13 protein-coding genes are annotated in these 17,397 nt (G+C 31.4%); 8 read left to right on the top strand and 5 right to left on the bottom strand.

Annotated elements, in window-relative coordinates; genetic code table 11:
• Positions 1 to 34: 34 nt before the first annotated feature.
• From gyrB to LS81_RS00790, 4 genes are all read right to left on the bottom strand, one after another.
• Positions 35 to 2,365, bottom strand: a complete 2,331-nt coding sequence (gene gyrB, locus LS81_RS00775) for a DNA topoisomerase (ATP-hydrolyzing) subunit B (protein ID WP_034347442.1) — start codon at positions 2,363 to 2,365, stop codon at positions 35 to 37.
• A gap of 16 nt (positions 2,366 to 2,381) precedes the next feature.
• Positions 2,382 to 3,500 carry a DNA polymerase III subunit beta gene (gene dnaN, locus LS81_RS00780; protein WP_034347444.1) on the bottom strand — a complete coding sequence of 373 codons (1,119 nt, stop codon included), beginning with the start codon at positions 3,498 to 3,500 and terminating at the stop codon, positions 2,382 to 2,384.
• Between the two features lie 215 nt (positions 3,501 to 3,715).
• Entirely contained in the window at positions 3,716 to 5,041 is a 1,326-nt protein-coding gene (dnaA, locus tag LS81_RS00785) for a chromosomal replication initiator protein DnaA (RefSeq protein ID WP_052096625.1), read from the bottom strand.
• A gap of 130 nt (positions 5,042 to 5,171) precedes the next feature.
• The gene (locus LS81_RS00790) at positions 5,172 to 6,329 is read right to left on the bottom strand and encodes an aminotransferase class I/II-fold pyridoxal phosphate-dependent enzyme (protein ID WP_034347446.1); all 1,158 of its coding nucleotides are present in this window, start codon (positions 6,327 to 6,329) and stop codon (positions 5,172 to 5,174) included.
• 109 nt (positions 6,330 to 6,438) lie between these two features.
• On the opposite strand from LS81_RS00790, the gene LS81_RS00795 reads away from it, so the two are divergent.
• The 5 genes from LS81_RS00795 to LS81_RS00815 all read left to right on the top strand — a co-directional run bounded on the left by LS81_RS00795 (position 6,439) and on the right by LS81_RS00815 (position 12,911).
• Positions 6,439 to 7,734, top strand: a complete 1,296-nt coding sequence (locus LS81_RS00795) for an adenosylmethionine--8-amino-7-oxononanoate transaminase (protein WP_034347448.1) — start codon at positions 6,439 to 6,441, stop codon at positions 7,732 to 7,734.
• Positions 7,735 to 7,875: 141 nt separating this feature from the next.
• A complete protein-coding gene (locus tag LS81_RS00800; protein ID WP_233715835.1) occupies positions 7,876 to 8,928 on the top strand; it encodes a hypothetical protein in 1,053 nt (350 codons plus the stop codon).
• Between the two features lie 9 nt (positions 8,929 to 8,937).
• Positions 8,938 to 9,474, top strand: coding sequence for a hypothetical protein (locus tag LS81_RS00805; protein WP_034347450.1), 537 nt, complete (start codon positions 8,938 to 8,940; stop codon positions 9,472 to 9,474).
• A gap of 69 nt (positions 9,475 to 9,543) precedes the next feature.
• Positions 9,544 to 10,092, top strand: coding sequence for a hypothetical protein (locus LS81_RS00810; protein WP_034347452.1), 549 nt, complete (start codon positions 9,544 to 9,546; stop codon positions 10,090 to 10,092).
• A 29-nt stretch (positions 10,093 to 10,121) separates the two neighbouring features.
• Positions 10,122 to 12,911: a valine--tRNA ligase gene (locus tag LS81_RS00815; RefSeq protein WP_034347453.1), complete on the top strand. Its 2,790-nt coding sequence runs from the start codon at positions 10,122 to 10,124 to the stop codon at positions 12,909 to 12,911.
• Positions 12,912 to 13,182: 271 nt separating this feature from the next.
• On the opposite strand, the gene ribA is transcribed toward LS81_RS00815, so the two are convergent.
• Positions 13,183 to 13,764, bottom strand: coding sequence for a GTP cyclohydrolase II (ribA, locus tag LS81_RS00820; protein WP_034347455.1), 582 nt, complete (start codon positions 13,762 to 13,764; stop codon positions 13,183 to 13,185).
• Between the two features lie 490 nt (positions 13,765 to 14,254).
• On the opposite strand from ribA, the gene LS81_RS00825 reads away from it, so the two are divergent.
• From LS81_RS00825 to LS81_RS00835, 3 genes are all read left to right on the top strand, one after another.
• Positions 14,255 to 16,003 (top strand): ABC transporter ATP-binding protein, encoded by a 1,749-nt coding sequence (locus LS81_RS00825; RefSeq protein WP_034347457.1) that lies wholly within the window; start codon positions 14,255 to 14,257, stop codon positions 16,001 to 16,003.
• Positions 16,004 to 16,383: 380 nt separating this feature from the next.
• Entirely contained in the window at positions 16,384 to 16,824 is a 441-nt protein-coding gene (locus tag LS81_RS00830) for a hypothetical protein (protein ID WP_034347459.1), read from the top strand.
• A 237-nt stretch (positions 16,825 to 17,061) separates the two neighbouring features.
• Positions 17,062 to 17,397 (top strand): toxin-antitoxin system YwqK family antitoxin, encoded by a 336-nt coding sequence (locus LS81_RS00835; RefSeq protein ID WP_233715836.1) that lies wholly within the window; start codon positions 17,062 to 17,064, stop codon positions 17,395 to 17,397.

The raw sequence follows: 17,397 nt of genomic DNA on the forward strand, positions 1-17,397 counted from the left end.
TAAGTAAAACTTTTTTAAAGCTATATTTTCACAATTAGACATCAAGATTCTTAACATCTCGTGCATGTTTTTGAATATATTGTCGTCTTGGCTCCACTTCATCACCCATAAAAATACTAAACATTTCATCAGCCATTTCATCATCCTCAATTTTTACTTGGATTAAAGTGCGATTTTGTGGTGACATAGTTGTCTCCCATAACTCCTCTTTATTCATCTCGCCTAAGCCCTTATAGCGGCTAATATCACCTTTCTTTCTTGTGGCTTCCTCAATTTCTTCTAATCCTGTTATAATGTCTTTACCTTCTAAAAATTCAAGTTCTCTTTCAATGATTTTTTGATATATTCTTTTACATTCCTTAAAGTTCATATCATGAAAGAGATTACGTGTAATTTTTATCTCTGTTATACCTAGATTTGTTTGTGCATTTAAAGTTATAGAAACTTCATCAATATGTTTTTTTAAAACATTATATTGTTTGCTTAAGAGATAAGATTCAATATTTTTAGACAGAGCTTCTAAATCATGTGTATCAAGCTCATTTTCCACCAAATATCGCAAGACATATTGCACACTATAGCGTCTTTCCAAATCATTGATAAGCTGTCTATAATGTGCTATAATTTTTAGAATCTGCAACAGTTCATTATGTCCTATGCCTTTAAAATTAAAATGTTCAATGCCATTTTCTATAAGAAAATCGCTCAAAGCTTTATCGTCTTTAAGATAGACTTCTTTTTTATTGCGTTTATATTTATAAAGTGGTGGTTGGGCTATATAAATGTATCCACCTTGCACTAATGGCTTAAAGTAGCGATAGAAAAATGTCATAAGAAGTGTTTGTATATGGCTACCATCAACATCTGCATCTGTCATGATGATAATTTTATGATAGCGTAATTTTTCTTCGTTGAACTCATCACCTATACCGCAACCAAAAGCAGTAATCATGTTTTTAATTTCTTCACTTTTTAAGATTGTATCAAGTCTTGATTTCTCAACATTTAAAATTTTACCTCGCAATGGTAATATCGCTTGAAATCTTCTGTCTCTGCCCTGCTTTGCTGATCCCCCCGCACTATCACCTTCTACAAGGTAAATTTCGCATTCACTTGGATCCTTGCTTTGGCAATCAGCAAATTTACCTGGCAGTGTAGAGACTGAAACTTTATTATCTTTTCGTGTAAGATCTCTTGCTCTCTTTGCTGCTTCTCTGCCTCTTGCTGCAATAAGTACTTTTTGCATAATCAGTTTTGCTTGACTAGGATTTTCTTCAAAAAATTTCGCCATTTTTTCATAGGTAAGTTTTTGGACTATACCTTTTACAAAAGAGCTCCCTAATTTGCCTTTTGTTTGCCCTTCAAATTGTGGTTCCATGATTTTAGCAGCAATAATAGCTACTAACCCCTCCCTTACATCGTCGCCCAATACTTTTACATCCTTTTCTCTTGCATTAGCATTCGTTTCGATGTAATTTAAGATCGCACGACTAAGCCCTGCACGAAATCCAGCTTCATGTGTGCCACCATCTGGAGTTCTAATGTTATTTACAAAGCTTAAAACCTTTTCATCATAACCTTCATTATAGGCTAGGGCAATTTCTATTTCAGAATCGTGTTCGTTTTCTGTGGCTTCAAAACTTAAAATTTGCGTAATTAAATTTTTCTTATTAATATCTTCTATAAATTGGCTTAAACCACCTTCAAAATGAAAAGTAGTGTCGCTACCATCTCTTTCATCTTTAAATCTAATTTTTATACCATGTGTAAGGTATGCCATTTCTTTAAATCTGCGTGTAAGAATATTAGAATCAAATTCAGTTACTTCCATAATTTCTGGATCTGGAAAAAATTCAATAGTTGTACCGTGTTTTTTTGTTTCTCCAATGATTTCTAAATCAGTAACTGGAATCCCCTTTTCAAATTCTTGCCTATAAATTTTATTATTTTTGTGAATTGTCATAATAAGCTTGCAAGAAAGAGCATTAACAACGCTTACTCCAACACCATGCAGACCACCTGATACCTTATAAGTATCTTTATCAAATTTACCGCCTGCATGCAAAACGGTTAAAACAACTGTTGCAGCTGGTATATTTTCAGTTGGGTGTATGTCAACTGGTATTCCTCTACCATCATCTTCGATAATAGCACTGCCTTTGTCCGTAATTGTTATTTTAATATTTTTACAATACCCCGCCATTGCTTCATCTATAGAGTTATCTACTACTTCATAGATCATGTGATGCAATCCATTTGTATTGGTATCGCCAATATACATACCTGGTCGTTTTCTGACTGCTTCTAGTCCTTTTAAAACTTTGATATTATCTGCTAAGTATTCTTTTTTTATATTATTTTCCATTATTTTCCTTTCTTTTTTAGAGAATTTGAGGCATTATAACTTCTTCAAAATCTTTAGTAATTATAAAAATTGGTTTATATGGATCATCGATAATTAGTTCGAATTCTTCTTGTTTAATATTACTGATACACTCCAATAAGTGTCTATTAACAAGTCCAATCGTAATTGTTTCGGTTTTGTGATTTTCAATATCATTGATTGTTACTGAAGCACTTGCACCATTCATACCTTCTAACGTTTCAAAAATAATTTTATTGGTTTCAAAAGTAACTTTTACTCTTTGACATATAGCATTCATTTGATTAAGAGTTTTTAAGATTTTTTCTTTACTGATTTGTATAGCAGGTGTTTGTGGTTTGTTTGAGATAATGCTTTTAAAATCTGGAAAGTTAGCATTTATGAGTTTTGCGTAAAATTCCACATCTTCATTTACAAAACATATTGTCTCAATTTTATTGCTATCTTGCATTGGTTTAACATATAACTCACAATCTGTTGAGAATAGTTTTAAAATTTCTTGTAGTGTTTTTTTGGGTATTATACTGATAAAGTCTTTATTGCATTCTGTTTGTTTTTGTATATATCCTAGTCGTTTTGAATCTGTTGCTGCGATGTTTATTTGGTTGTCTTTGATTTCAAAAAGAATGCCTTGCATAGCAATATTAAAGCTTTCTTTATCATTACAGCAGTGCATAATTTTTTTTAAGGATTGCAATAAAAAATTATTATTAATATTTACTGCTTGGAAATCTTGTTGTTCATTTTTGTAGTCTTGGCTAAATGGGAGGTCATTGATTTCAAATATTGGAATCTTAAATACAGAAGCTTTATTTTGTTTAATATAGAGATTTTCGTTATCTTGTTCAATAATTACTTCTGTGTCATTTAATCCTTTTATGAAGTTACCTATTGCTTCACCATTAACCGCGCATTTTATTTCACCTTGTATTGAGTTTGTTTTAAGTGTTGTGCGTATATAAATTTCATGATCTGTTGCTTTAAGGATAAGTTTATTATCAGTTGTTTCTAGAGATATGTTTGCAGTAATATCTATTACATTCTTCTTATTTATAGCAGATTGCATATTAGTGATGGCTTGATCTAATTTGCTTTTATCAATACTTATTATGTTCATATATCTCTCCTTTATTATTAATAGTAAAGTTAGTTGTTGTAGTAGTGTGCTTGAATAATGTGAATAAAGAGTTTTTTGCTTTTTTAAAGCGTTATTTAGGTGATTTTACGTAATTATCTTTTGTCTTTTTTATTCACATTTAATTCATTTTTAGGACACAAACAAGGTATGTAGTATAACAAAAATATACTTGGAAGTAGCTTTAATTTGTTTGTTTATTGTACATTTTGTTTGAGTTTTGATAGTAGGTTTTGCACCTCGATTTTTAGTGCATTATCTTTTTCCATTTCCTGTTTAATTGATTTTATTTGTTTACTTACTGCACTATGATCTTTAAGATTTAGTTCTGTTGCAATGTATGGAAAAGTTGTGTTGATTGCTTCTCTTGCAATATAGGTTACTATTTTTCTTGCTTTTGCGATGATCTTTTTACCTCTGGTTTTGTTTTTTATCTCACTTGGTTTGATATTGTATTCTTTTGCTATAAGATTAACCACATCATCAAAGTTTGTGGTTTTTGCCTCTATTTCTCTATCTTTGAGAATATTTTGCACTATATCAAGTGTTATTGGTATGTTCATAATTGACATGTTGCCATATATATCAATGATTGTACCTTCTATTTCTCGTATATTATCATGTAGTTGGGTTGCAATGAAATTGATTATAGTTTGATCAAGGGTAATGTTATTTAGGGCACATTTTTGTTTAATAATATTTATTTTCATCTCAAGCTCTGGAGATTCTATTTTTGTCATCATTCCTCCTGCAAAGCGAGATTTCAATCTTTTTTCAAGTTTATCTATAAATTTTGGTGCTTTATCGCTTGTCATTACAATTTGCCCACCATTTTGGACGATAATGTTAAAAGTGTTAAAGAATTCTTCTTGAAATTTTTCTGTGTTTGATAAAAATTGTACATCATCAATGAGCAAATAATCACATGTTCGGAATCTTTCTCTAAAATGTTGCATTGTATTATTTTGGACTCTTAATCTGTATTCGTTAAACATGTTTTCTGCGGTTATGTATATAATGTTTGCATTTGGCAACCTTTCATATACGGCATTACAAATAGCATTTAATAGATGTGTTTTTCCTAACCCAGTATTACCATAGATTAAGAGAGGATTCCATTTAGCTTGATTTTTTGAGATTTCTTTTGCAGTTTCAAAGGCAAATCGATTACATTCTCCAACAATAAAGTTCTTAAATGAAGCATATTCATTTCTAAAAGTTTGATTATTTGAAATAATATATTTTTTACTTTTATTATTCTCTGTATTTATTTTATTTTGTTTATTATTCGCAATAAAATCTATCTTTATTTTTTCTTCTGCTTTGACTTTTAGAATCTTTAATATTAAATCTGTGTATTTATTTTTTGCCCAGTTTGCTATAAAAATGTTTGGTGTTGTAAAAATAAGATGATTGGGAGTTGAATTTATAGAATCAAAAGAAATTTGACTTATGTATTGTTGATATTCTTTTTGTGGTATCTCATATTGTAATTGTTCAAGTAAAGCATTCATATCATTCATATTTGTCCTTAATATATTCACTATAGAATTTTTTAATACATTATAATTTTAGTGAATTAAACTTATATTCACGTATTATACATGAAAATTAAGTGAAAGTTAAGTGAAAATATCATGAATATGATGTGAATTAAAATTTATTCATATTCAATATGGAAGCAAGATTTATCATCATTTCTTCTTGCATATTGCTTGTAAGTGAGATTCTAATCCTTGCTGTATTTGGCGGTACACTTGGAGTTTTAATCGCAGGAGCAAAGAAACAAGCATTATTAAGCTTGTTGGCTAGTAAAAGTGCATTTTCGTTTGTATGGACTATTACGGATAAGATTTGTGCCTCCCCCATTAATTTTATATTATAGTTTAAACACTCTTGGCGTAATAATTTGCTCAAATGCATTAAATGATCCCGTCTTTTTTGCATATATTGAAGCTTTTGAAAAATAAAGAGATTCCATGCTGCATTTATTGGAGGAATGGCAGTTGAATAAATAAAACCTCTAGATTTATTTATAAAGAAATCTCTAAAATGAGGCAAACAAAGCATACTCGCACCAAAAGAACCGATAGCTTTACCAAAGGTATAAACTAAAAAATCAATAGAATCAGCATATCCTAAATGATTAGCCAAACCCAAGCCATTTTCGCTAAATACACCAACGCTATGAGCTTCATCAAGATACAGCATAACATTGTTATATTGCTTTTTAAAAGCACAAAGAGATTGCAAGGGGGCTAGATCGCCATCCATACTAAAAAGTCCTTCAGTTACGATAATAATATTATCATATTGCGTGTGTGTTTTCTCTAGAATATTGGCAAGTGATTCCATATCATTGTGCGTATATCGCATAAATCTTTTTCCACCAAGTCGCAAGCCATCAATAATGCTTGCATGGGCAAGTTTATCTACAATAAACAATACATTATTAAATTCGCTTAAGGCTTGCATGCAGGAGACATTAAGATGATAACCACTATTAAAGAGAAGACAAGCTTTATTATTAAAATGTGAGGCAATATAGTCTTCAAGTTGCGTAAAAACTTCATAATTTCCACTTAAGCTACGCGATGAAGTACTACCTAGAAGTAGATACTCTTTATCTATCGTATCAAAGAATTCTTGTTTTAATTGCGTATCAGTAGCAACACCTAAATAATCATTGCTAGATAGGTTTAACATTCTTTTATTGTCTTTAATAATGAAGATTCCATCATGTTTTATATTTTGTAGTGCGCGTAGATTATTATCCTTTTCTAATGCTTGTAAAATTGCTGTAGCTTGCATTTTATGTTCCTTTTGTGTGAAATCTTATTTGTAATAACATTGCAAAATAAGTGATTTTTAGTTACTATTGTACTGAAAAATAGCTAGTTTTAATCAAAAAGGCTTTATTATGCAAGGAAACATTCAAACGCACCTAGCAACACTTGATTTAGCACATATTTGGCATCCGTGTACGCAAATGAAAGACCATGAAAGACTCCCTATCATTCCTATCAAGAAAGCAAAAGGCATTTATTTATATGACTTTAATGATAGAGGCTATATTGATTGTGTGAGTAGCTGGTGGGTTAATCTTTTTGGACATTGCAATGATTATATTAATGCAGCTGTAAAGTCACAGCTTGATAATTTGGAACATGTAATTTTAGCTGGATTTAGTCATGAACCAATTATTACGTTATCAAAGCGACTTTGTGAAATGTTGCCGCAACCACTCAATAAATGTTTTTATGCTGATAATGGTTCATCTGCCATTGAAGTTGCATTAAAGATGAGTTTCCATTATTTTCGTAATCTTAAGGAAAATCGCAATCTCTTCCTTTCTTTGAGCAACTCATATCATGGAGAAACAATAGGCACCTTGAGTGTTGGGGATGTTTCCTTATATAAAGAAACATATGCACCTATTTTGTTAAAAACTTTACGCACAGATGTCCCAACAACGCAATTTGGTGATTATGCCAATGCTTTAGAAAATTTGGAAACAAAACTAAAAGAGCATGGAGAAAAAATTTGTGCTTTTATCCTTGAGCCACTCATTCAGTGTGCTGGCAATATGCACATGTATAATAAGGAATATATTAAAGAAGCAGTAAAATTATGTAAAAAGTATGGAATTCAGATTATTTTTGATGAGATTGCAGTTGGCTTTGGTCGCACAGGAAGCATGTTTGCGTTGGAGCAATGTGATGTTGTGCCAGATTATTTATGTTTGTCAAAGGGAATTAGTGGTGGTTATATGCCTCTTTCAGTTGTAATTACTTCAGATTCTATATATGATGTTTTTTATGCACCATATAGCACTTATAAGGCATTCTTGCATTCACACAGTTACACAGGAAATACACTTGCATGTGCAGCAGCAAATGCAGTGCTTGATATTTTTCAACATGATAATATTATTGAAAAGAATAAACAATTAAGCCTATTTATGCAAAAAGAGTTCGAGGTTTTAAGAGAATCTCATAGAGTTATGAATATGCGAATATGCGGTATGGTTGTAGCTTTTGAAGTTATGACAGAAAAAGAACGTCCAAATATATTGATTTTTGAAGAAGGATTAAAAAGGGGACTATTATTGCGTCCACTTGGTAATACAATATATTTTATGCCTCCTTATATTATCACGCAAGATTCTATAAGCCATGTTGTGAAATCTTTAAAAGAAATTATTGAATTATTGTAAGAATAAAAGGTATGCTTATTTGGATTTCTTACATATATTAATAAATGGAGCAACTTTTGCTTGACAATAGGCAGTATCCAAAAATTATATAGTTAAAACTATGCTATAATGCTGGAAAATTGAATAGATAAGGTTTTTATTGTGAGCATTCTTGGTATGCTTTTTCGGCCACTTTTTGCAACTGTGCTTATCGGTGTAAATTATAATACGACTGCTTGTAATATCAAGGTTGTAAAAAAACGTGGTGGTCATATCGTGGAAGAGATTGATAGAGAATTTAAGATTTTAGATGGGAATCTCTCTGCTGAAGTTATTAAGTTTATCAAGAAATTAAAATCTCGCTATGCATATAGTTATGTAGCAATCCTCTCTAAGAATACAGAGCAGGTTTTGGTCCCAGGTGTAAAGAAAAATCAATTTGCTGCGTTTAATGTGAATGAAAAGGAATACAAGTTTATAAAACTACCAAGTGCTTTTGCTTTTATTTTAAAAGATGATGTTACACAATATCAAAATATGTTTAAAAAAGCCATGGGGTTGGATTTTTTATTTTCACCTTTTGTACTGCTTTTTTTTAAAGCAAAAACATTTGTGGGTGATAAACCAAAACTTTTTGTATTGCAAGAAAAAGAGAATTTATCAGCACTTGTCTTAACGAGAAAAGCGATTTTATATGGTTCTTTTTTGCCTATGAGTGCAGGAGAACATATTACAAATGTAAAAGATTCTTTACCATCTTCATTATCAGAGGATACACTTGTTGCAACAACAAGCACACAGCAAGGCTCCACTATGCAGGGTTTAGATGATTTAAATACGGAACTTGGTGGGTTAGAAGATGAATTGGAGGATTATGAAAATTTTGATTTTGATAGTCTTACAAGTGAAGTAAGTGGGAATGTGAGTGGTTCAAGTAACAGTGGTGATGATGAAGGAACAGGTATGGATCATTTGCAAGATTTAGGAAGATCTACTACTATCATTAATCTTTTACACGCTGCGATTAAGGATTTTTATAATAATTCATTGTATGAAAGTGATTTTATTGAGGAAATTGTATTATTTGATTGTTATGGAATCTCATCTCAAGCAATAGATAATATTAAATCAAATCTTATGATAGATCTTTCACTTGTTAGACTTGATTTATTAAAAGAATTAACAAATGTTATGCAAATTGAGTTAGATAGTTAGGAAAAGATTATGACTTATAGTTTTACAAAAGCAACATCAAAGCATGTGTTAAAGCCAGCTACAAAGATTTGGATTTTTTATTTTATACTTGCCTTTAGCATTTTAATTATCTTTAAAGTACAACTTTTATTGCAAGTAGAAAACCTAAAAGAAACTCAAGAATTGGCAAAGGCAGAGCAAGAAAGAATTATACAGACAACAAAAGATTTAGAACAAGCAAGTGAGCGATTATATTATGAACTTGAGGTTGCACAAAAAATTAATGTAAGAGATGAAAAGCTAAGAATGCAGATTCAAAACATTATTGCCATGATTCCTCAAGGAGTACAAATAACGACAATACGATTTGAAAATAACCAGCTTTTTATGCGTGGAATAACTATCAGCAAAGAGCTTTTTGAAACCTCATTGCAGTCTCAACTACGCACTATTTATGCAAGTAGTAATGCAAGTTTTTATGAGCTCCCAAGCGGTTGGCTAAATTTCGAATCTATTAGCCAGACATTAAATGATGATGGTCTGGTAGAACGTATCGATGAAATATAGGGTAGAGGCGATGAATGTATACAAAAATAATATGATAGAAATGCAAGTGTAAAGTAATAAGGGGTTTGTATGGCAATACTAAAAGATGTGGAACCAGATATTATTTTTCGACATATTGTATGGAGTGTATTATTTGTTGTTGCGGTTGTCTATTATATCAATGTTGATATTATGCCACATGTTGAAACTTATAAAGAACAAGTGCGTTTTACGCGTGTAACGCAAGATGTGCTTGCTAACACAAGGGCGGTAAGAGATAATGCACAAGCTAAAATTGATGCGTTTTCTGGGAAAAATCGTGAAAAAATAAAAGTATTTAATGGTGTTATAAATGAAGCTGTTATACGGAAAAATTTGCCTAAAGGTTTTTTGCGTATAAATGTAAAAAAGACAGGCGAGGATTTAATATCAAAAGATCAACTTAAGAAACAATTCTACATGATTACAGGGGAAGTGGGGATTAATAATTTATCATTGATACTTGATATTATACCTAAGTTACATGCAAATAATATGAGTGCAATACTTGAGTTGCCATTTGTAGTGCAAAAAACAAAAAAAGGAAATCTTTCTTTTGAATTGCATCTTGCTATCACACAAAGCACTTATAAACGTTAATATAAATATTAAGCCACAAAGGAAATACCATGTCACAAGAACAAAATACTTCTATAAATGATAAGCGAGTTTTTAATCATGCTTGGGAACAATTAATTTATAAAGAATGCGAAGAAAAAGGCTATTTTGAGCCAGATTGTCATCAAATTTATAATCCACATTATAAGAACCCTAAGCCATTTTGCATTATGATGCCTCCACCAAATGTTACGGGTGTATTGCATATAGGACATGCTTTGACTTTTACATTGCAAGATATTATTACACGTTATAAGCGAATGGATGGCTTTAGAGTATTGTGGCAGCCAGGACTTGATCATGCAGGTATTGCGACGCAAAATGTTGTCGAAAAAAGATTACTTGCAGAAGGTATTAAAAAAGAAGACATTGGAAGAGAAGCCTTCATTCAAAAAGTGTGGGAATGGAAAGAGGAAAGTGGTGGAAAGATCCTAGAGCAAATGCGTATTATGGGCTTTTCTCCTGCATTTAAACGCACTCGATTTACTATGGATAAAGGACTTGAAAATGCGGTGAAAGAAAGCTTTTGTAGTTGGTATGAAAAAGGTTTTATCTATCGTGGCGAAAGAATGATTAATTGGTGCACACATGATGGAGCATTAAGTGATATAGAAGTAGAATATGAAGAAAATAAGGGTAAACTTTATTATTTACGATATTACCTCAGCGAGTATATGGATTCTAATGGGCATATTATAGAAGATATTGTAAAAAATGAGGGATCTGAAAAAGAACAACCCTATATTATCGTTGCGACAACAAGACCAGAGACATTTTTTGGTGATACAGCATTAATGGTGCATCCAGAGGATTCTCGCTATAAGCATTTGATTGGTAAAACACTTACTTTACCATTAGTTGGCAGAAAGATACAAATTATTGCAGATTCTATCGTAGATATGGAGTTTGGTAGCGGAGCAGTAAAGGTAACACCTGCACATGATATGAATGACTATGAAGTTTCACTTCGTCATAATTTAGAACATATTGTAGTGTTTGATAAAAATGGAATCTTAAATGAGTATTGCGGCGAATTTCGCGGTATGGAGCGGCTTAAGGCAAGAGAGCACATTGTGTCTGCATTAGAAGAAGCGGGGTTTGTAGAAAAAATTGAAGATTATACGAATAAAGTAGGTGTTTGCTATCGCTGTGGAAATATTATTGAACCTTATATTTCAAAGCAATGGTTTGTGAGGAAAGAGGCTGCACAAGGAGCAATCGAGCGTGTGAATAATGCTGAAACAAGATTTTATCCAAGTCAATGGAAAAATAATTATGATGCGTGGATGCGTGATTTACGTGATTGGTGTATCAGTCGTCAGCTATGGTGGGGGCACAGAATCCCAGTATTTTATTGTGAATGCGGAAATGAATTTGCAAGTAAAAATGAGAATCCAGTATGTCCGAAATGTGGTAGTAAGAATATCACACAGGATAATGATGTGCTTGATACATGGTTTAGCTCTGGGCTTTGGACACATAGCACACTTGGTTTTGGTAATGGTGATTTTGGTAAGGGGGAATTGTGGCAAGAAAATGATTTAAATGATTTTCATCCTAATTCGTTGCTTATTACAGGCTTTGATATTTTATTCTTTTGGGTTGCACGGATGCTTTTAAGTGCGGATATTAATTGCAAGGAAATTGCATTTAAAGATATTTATTTGCATGCTCTTGTGCTTGATGAAAAAGGGCAAAAAATGAGTAAATCAAAGGGCAATGTAATTGATCCTTTGAATCTTTGTGCGACTTACAGCCCTGATGTTGTCCGCTTTAGCCTTGCTTTTTTATGTGTGCAGGGTAGGGACATTCGCCTTTCACAAAAGCAACTTGAAATTACACGTAATTTTACAAATAAAATTATTAACGCAATGAGTTTTTTAGAACTTTATGCAGGGCAGTTAGAAGCACAGTATGTATTTAGCGAAAAGGAGAATTTACAAGAATATAAAACTCCGCTTGGAATCTATATGAAATCAAGGTTAAATTTAGCTATCGCTGAGGTGCGTAATGCCTTGGAAGCTTATCGTTTTGATTTATATGCCAGTGTTTTATACCGCTTTTTGTGGAATGAATTTTGTGACATTGGTATAGAATGTGCGAAAGCAAGTAAGGAAAGTGTATTTGAACTTGCGAGTATCCTTATAGAATCCATGAAGCTTTTACATCCTTTAATGCCATTTTTAAGTGAATATATCTTTCAAAGGCTTTTGGGACGTGATATAGAAGCAGGGTTAAAAGAAAATCGTTCTATCATGATAGAATCTTTTCCAAAAGATACTGCGAGAAATATTACATTAGAAAAGGGTTTTGAGATTACACTTGATTCTATTACTACAATTCGCAGAATGCGTGCAAATTTAGGGATAAGTAGCGATGTGTTGTCAAAAGTGTTTATAGAATTACAAAAAGATGATCAAGAGTTATTGCAATCGCTTTATATAGGTCAAGATTCTGTAAGCTTTGATCGACTTTTTGTTTCCTTTGTAGCAAAATTAGCAAAGGTGCAAGAAGTTGTATTTGTAGATTCTAAACCATCGCAGTGTATTGCTGATATTGGTGAGATAACAAAAGTATATTTAGCTGCAAGTAATTTTGATGTTGCAGGGATTTTAGAGCGATTAGATAAGCAAGAACAAAAAATTCAAAAGGAGATTACAAAACTAGAGGGTATGTTGAATAATAAAAATTTTATTGCAAATGCACCAGAATCAGTGGTTTTACAAAATAAGCAGAATTTACATGATTTACAAGAAAAACTTACTAAAGTACTTGATGAGAAAAAAGCCTTGCAAGTTTAATTGCACATAAATTATAAAACTTGACTGAAAAATCAATACTTCTTATATTTTATATTAAGGGTATTTTTTTGATGTATGAGTTTTATCATAGATTCTTATAAATTTTCATATTTTTTATTAATAAATAGGACTTTATGGTGGATAAAAAGAACTTAAAAAGTAGAAGTTTTTATAATAAAAGAAGTGGAATCTAAAATAGATTATCTAGTCATCTACTAAAAAGTCTTAAGACTATGAGTAGATGTTCCTTATATCATGTATTCAGTAAGACTTATAACAAATGTCCTAGTTTTGCTTTTTTGATTTGCAAATAACCTTTATTATGCTCATTTGGCTCAATGATGATACTTGCCCTTTCGCATTCAACATATTGATTCATTGAATCAATCTTGCGTGGATTATTTGTTAAAAGTCTTATTTTTTTAATATTAAAATGCTTAAAGATTTCATTTACAATCTCGTATTCTCGTGCGTCTTTTGCAAAACCTAATGCTTCATTTGCTTCTACTGTATCCATACCTTGATCTTGCAGATTATAAGCATTAATTTTATTAAAAAGTCCAATACCTCTTCCTTCTTGACGCAAATAAATAAGCATACCGCCCTCTTTGTGAATCTGCTTCATGGCAAAAGAGAGCTCTGGACCACAATCACATTTTCTAGATCCAAACACATCTCCTGTTAAACATTCTGAATGCACTCGCACTAGTGGTGTATTCTCAAATTTTTCTGTAAAAACAACAAGATGCTCTCTTTTTTCGCCATTAGGCATGTATTCGCGAAATGCTTTTGTTTTAAAATCGCCAAACCGAGTAGGCAGATTTGCCTGTTGTGAAATTTCAATTTGCAACATAAATTATCTCCAAATATTTTCGTTGTGAAAATCGAAATTATAATATAAAATATATAACTATAGTAATATAGGGCTTGTGTAACTTTTTATTTTTGTAGATATAAATTTAAAATAAATAATTTTTATATACTAAAAATAATAAATTTAATAATTAAAGTATAATATGTTCATGAGGTTATAAGATATTATTGGCTAATTCTTAGGTTCTTGTAAACCAATGTATATAAGCTACTATAGAAGCAAAGTATGAATAATCTCATGTGCCCATATAAAACATCTAAAAATGCTATATGATAGCAATAAACAAAAAAGCTATTTTTCATTTCTCAAGAAATATAACACAATCTTTAACGTCCAAATGGGGATATAATGGGTACTTGTAAGACGATATTTAATGATAAAAACCTCAAATATTTAATATTTACTACTTTTAGATAGTTTATTCAAATATGTTAGAATCCAGCCTTATTTCTTTCATAAGGAAGTAAAAATGAAAAATAATAAGCAAAACCAATCTCTTAATTTACGCAAAGATTTTAAACTGATTTATAAGCGTTTTGGTCCCTATGTGAAGCAACATAAATGGCAATACCTTATGGCTTTTATTGGTATAGTACTTGCTGCCATTGGGTCTGGTGGTAGTGCACATGTAATACAACCTTTGATCGATAATGTTTTTAATACTAAAAATGAAGCGATGTTATATATTATGCCTTTAGTTCTTATTACAATATTTTTTATTAAAGGGCTTGGGGTTTATATGCAAGGCTATTATCTTTCTTATATTAATGCTAATGTTGAGAATCTAGTAAGACAGAAGGTAATGAAGCGAGTTTTAGAATTTGAGCTTGATTTTTTTAATCGTATGCGTAGCGGTGAGATTCTAGCACGTATTAGTGATATTTCTACAGTATCATATTTTGCTACAAGCTATCTTATGAACTTTTTAAGCACAATCCTAACTATTATCGCATATAGTGTAGTTATTGTGTATAATGGATCATTTCTAGCATTACTTGCACTCATGATTATGCCTTTATCTATTATTCCTATTCGCTTTATCGCAAAAAAGTTAAGAACTATTGCAAATCAAAGTTTTCAAACAAGTGTAAATATGAATTCAAGAGTATTTGAAATTATTAATAATATGGAAATTATCAAAGCAAGTAATGGTGAGAAATTAGAATTCAAGCAATATAAAGAATATAGTAACGAAATGTTTCGTTTAGGACGTAAATCAACAAGAGTTGGTTTATTAACTTCGCCTCTTATGGAACTTTTTGGTGCAATAGGCATGGCAATTGTTGTTATCATAGGTGGGTTAGAAGTCTTGCATGATAAGATGAGTCCAGGGCAATTTTTCTCGCTTTTGGCAGCTATGTTTTTACTTTATAAACCATTAAAGGGGTTGAATGGAAGTTTTGCAGGCATACAACCAGCACTTGTTGCAAATGAGAGGCTTTCAGATATTATTGATAGAGAGCCAAAAATTATTGATGGTAAAGAGATTTTACAATCTCCTATACAATCTATTGAAGCACAGAATATTACACTAAAATATGATGATTTTACTGCAATCAATAACCTTACTTTAAAGTTTGAAAGAAATACAACAACAGCTATTATCGGTAAAAGTGGTAGTGGAAAAAGCTCATTTATGAGTCTTTTGCTACGGCTTTATGAACCAGATGAGGGCAGGATCCTCATTAATAATTATGATTTAAAGAATCTTTCACAAGAGAGTTTGCGTAAAAATATCTCTATTGTAACGCAACGTATTTTTATTTTTCACGGAAGTATTGCTAGTAATGTTGCTTATGGGATGGAGATTGATAAGGAAAAGGTGATTGATGCCTTAAAAAAGGCACAGGCATATGATTTTGTATCACAACTTGATGATGGTATAGATACTATCCTTGATGAATTTGGTACAAATTTAAGTGGTGGGCAAAGACAAAGGATAGCGATTGCAAGGGCAATTTATAAAAATCCTGATATTTTAATACTTGATGAGGCCACAAGTGCTCTTGATGAGGAGACAGAAGAATCGATTAAAGATGCACTTGCCACATTGCAAAAAGATAAAATCCTGATTGTTGTAGCACATAGGCCAAGCACTATTGAATTAGCACAGCGGGTTGTGCAAATGAGCGAAGGCAAGATTATAAATATTTGGACACAGCAGGAGTATCAAGAAGAGAGAAGAAAAGGGCGAGTAAAAGATGAAGATTTTGCATAAATTTTGTATGCTAAGTCTAAAGCTTTATGTAAAATCAAGTATAAAACAAGTATATAAGTTTAATTATAAATGTTATTTTTTGTATTATTAAGATGTTTATAAGCTTTAATTATTATTTGATAATCTAGGATGTAATTTATTGTATAAGTAAAGTATTAAAGTTTATATATTAATCATTTTAAGTGGTATTTATAGGAGTGTTGTACGCTCTATTTTGTAGAAGTTTGGATGCTATATTACAAAGTGATTGAAATGGTAAAAATAGATGTGATATAAGATAAAATATCTACTTTTTTATAAAATTTAGGTTTAAAACCCATTATATTTCGTTATAATGGCATCCATAATTTTTATTTTTTTCTATGCCAAAAGGAGAAGCTATGATGGTTCTTAAAAAGTTGATGTTTGTTTCTATAGCGACGAGCGGGTTAATGTTTGCATGTCATCATGCAGCCCACCATGACCATGTTGGTGCATCTGCCGCACCCAAGGGCGTTGTAAAAGAACTTTATGAAACAGCGAATCTAAAACAAAAAAGAGAGATCGCACAAATTGAGTTTGACACTCTAAAAGCGGTGAAAGCACAAACTGAGAAATTCAGACAATATAGAGATTCAGTAGAGTTTGATATTAAAAATTTACGTTTAGATTTAGAAGAAGCACAATCAAATAGAAATGTTACTAGATCTACAGAAATTCTTCATAGAATTACCAAAAAAGAAGAAGAATTAAGAAAAAGTAAACAAGATGAACGCAATTTACGCTATCTACTTGAAGAAGATAAATTGAAAAAAATCAATGCTGTACTTAAGGTAAAGTAAGACTACGCTGTTCTTTAACCATTATGAAAATCTATTTATGCTAGGTTTTCATAGCCTGTCCTTTGTGGCAGTTTTTGTTATATCCCCTTTCATTTTTTTGTTTCTTCGTATGTAAAATTAAGGTATCTTTTGTTGAGAGAAAATATTTTTAAGTGTATTATTTTGGTTTTTATATCTTCATCTTCTTATGTATATGCCAAAATGACCTCATGTAAGACTATCATTGATGGTGTTGTGATGGAGGGTACATGTAAGGGGATATTAAAACATGGTAAATTTGTAGGGTATTATCCAAGCGGTGTACTTGCATGGGAAGTTCATTATAAAGACAATATGTTGCACGGAAGATTCCGTCATTTTTATGCAAATGGTAATCCTCATTTTATAGGTTTTTATAAGCATGGCATACTGCATGGAGACTTTGTGCAATATGCATCAGATAATGTATCTTTAAAGACGACTTTTAAAAGAGGGGTATTGCATAATTGGCTGTATGTTGTAACTCAGAAAAAAAAGATACAAGCCTTGCGGTATTATTATGGCAAACTAATAGCTCAAGAATATTTTGATTAG

The sequence above is a fragment of the Helicobacter trogontum genome, assembly GCF_000765905.2.
GTDB lineage: Bacteria > Campylobacterota > Campylobacteria > Campylobacterales > Helicobacteraceae > Helicobacter_A > Helicobacter_A trogontum.

Coding starts and splice junctions, on each gene's coding strand:
- gyrB (WP_034347442.1), bottom strand. CDS start 2,365: ATGGAAAATAATATAAAAAAAGAATACTTAGCAGATAATATCAAAGTT.
- dnaN (WP_034347444.1), bottom strand. CDS start 3,500: ATGAACATAATAAGTATTGATAAAAGCAAATTAGATCAAGCCATCACT.
- dnaA (WP_052096625.1), bottom strand. CDS start 5,041: ATGAATGATATGAATGCTTTACTTGAACAATTACAATATGAGATACCA.
- LS81_RS00790 (WP_034347446.1), bottom strand. CDS start 6,329: ATGCAAGCTACAGCAATTTTACAAGCATTAGAAAAGGATAATAATCTA.
- LS81_RS00795 (WP_034347448.1), top strand. CDS start 6,439: ATGCAAGGAAACATTCAAACGCACCTAGCAACACTTGATTTAGCACAT.
- LS81_RS00805 (WP_034347450.1), top strand. CDS start 8,938: ATGACTTATAGTTTTACAAAAGCAACATCAAAGCATGTGTTAAAGCCA.
- LS81_RS00810 (WP_034347452.1), top strand. CDS start 9,544: ATGGCAATACTAAAAGATGTGGAACCAGATATTATTTTTCGACATATT.
- LS81_RS00815 (WP_034347453.1), top strand. CDS start 10,122: ATGTCACAAGAACAAAATACTTCTATAAATGATAAGCGAGTTTTTAAT.
- ribA (WP_034347455.1), bottom strand. CDS start 13,764: ATGTTGCAAATTGAAATTTCACAACAGGCAAATCTGCCTACTCGGTTT.
- LS81_RS00825 (WP_034347457.1), top strand. CDS start 14,255: ATGAAAAATAATAAGCAAAACCAATCTCTTAATTTACGCAAAGATTTT.
- LS81_RS00830 (WP_034347459.1), top strand. CDS start 16,384: ATGATGGTTCTTAAAAAGTTGATGTTTGTTTCTATAGCGACGAGCGGG.
- LS81_RS00835 (WP_233715836.1), top strand. CDS start 17,062: ATGGAGGGTACATGTAAGGGGATATTAAAACATGGTAAATTTGTAGGG.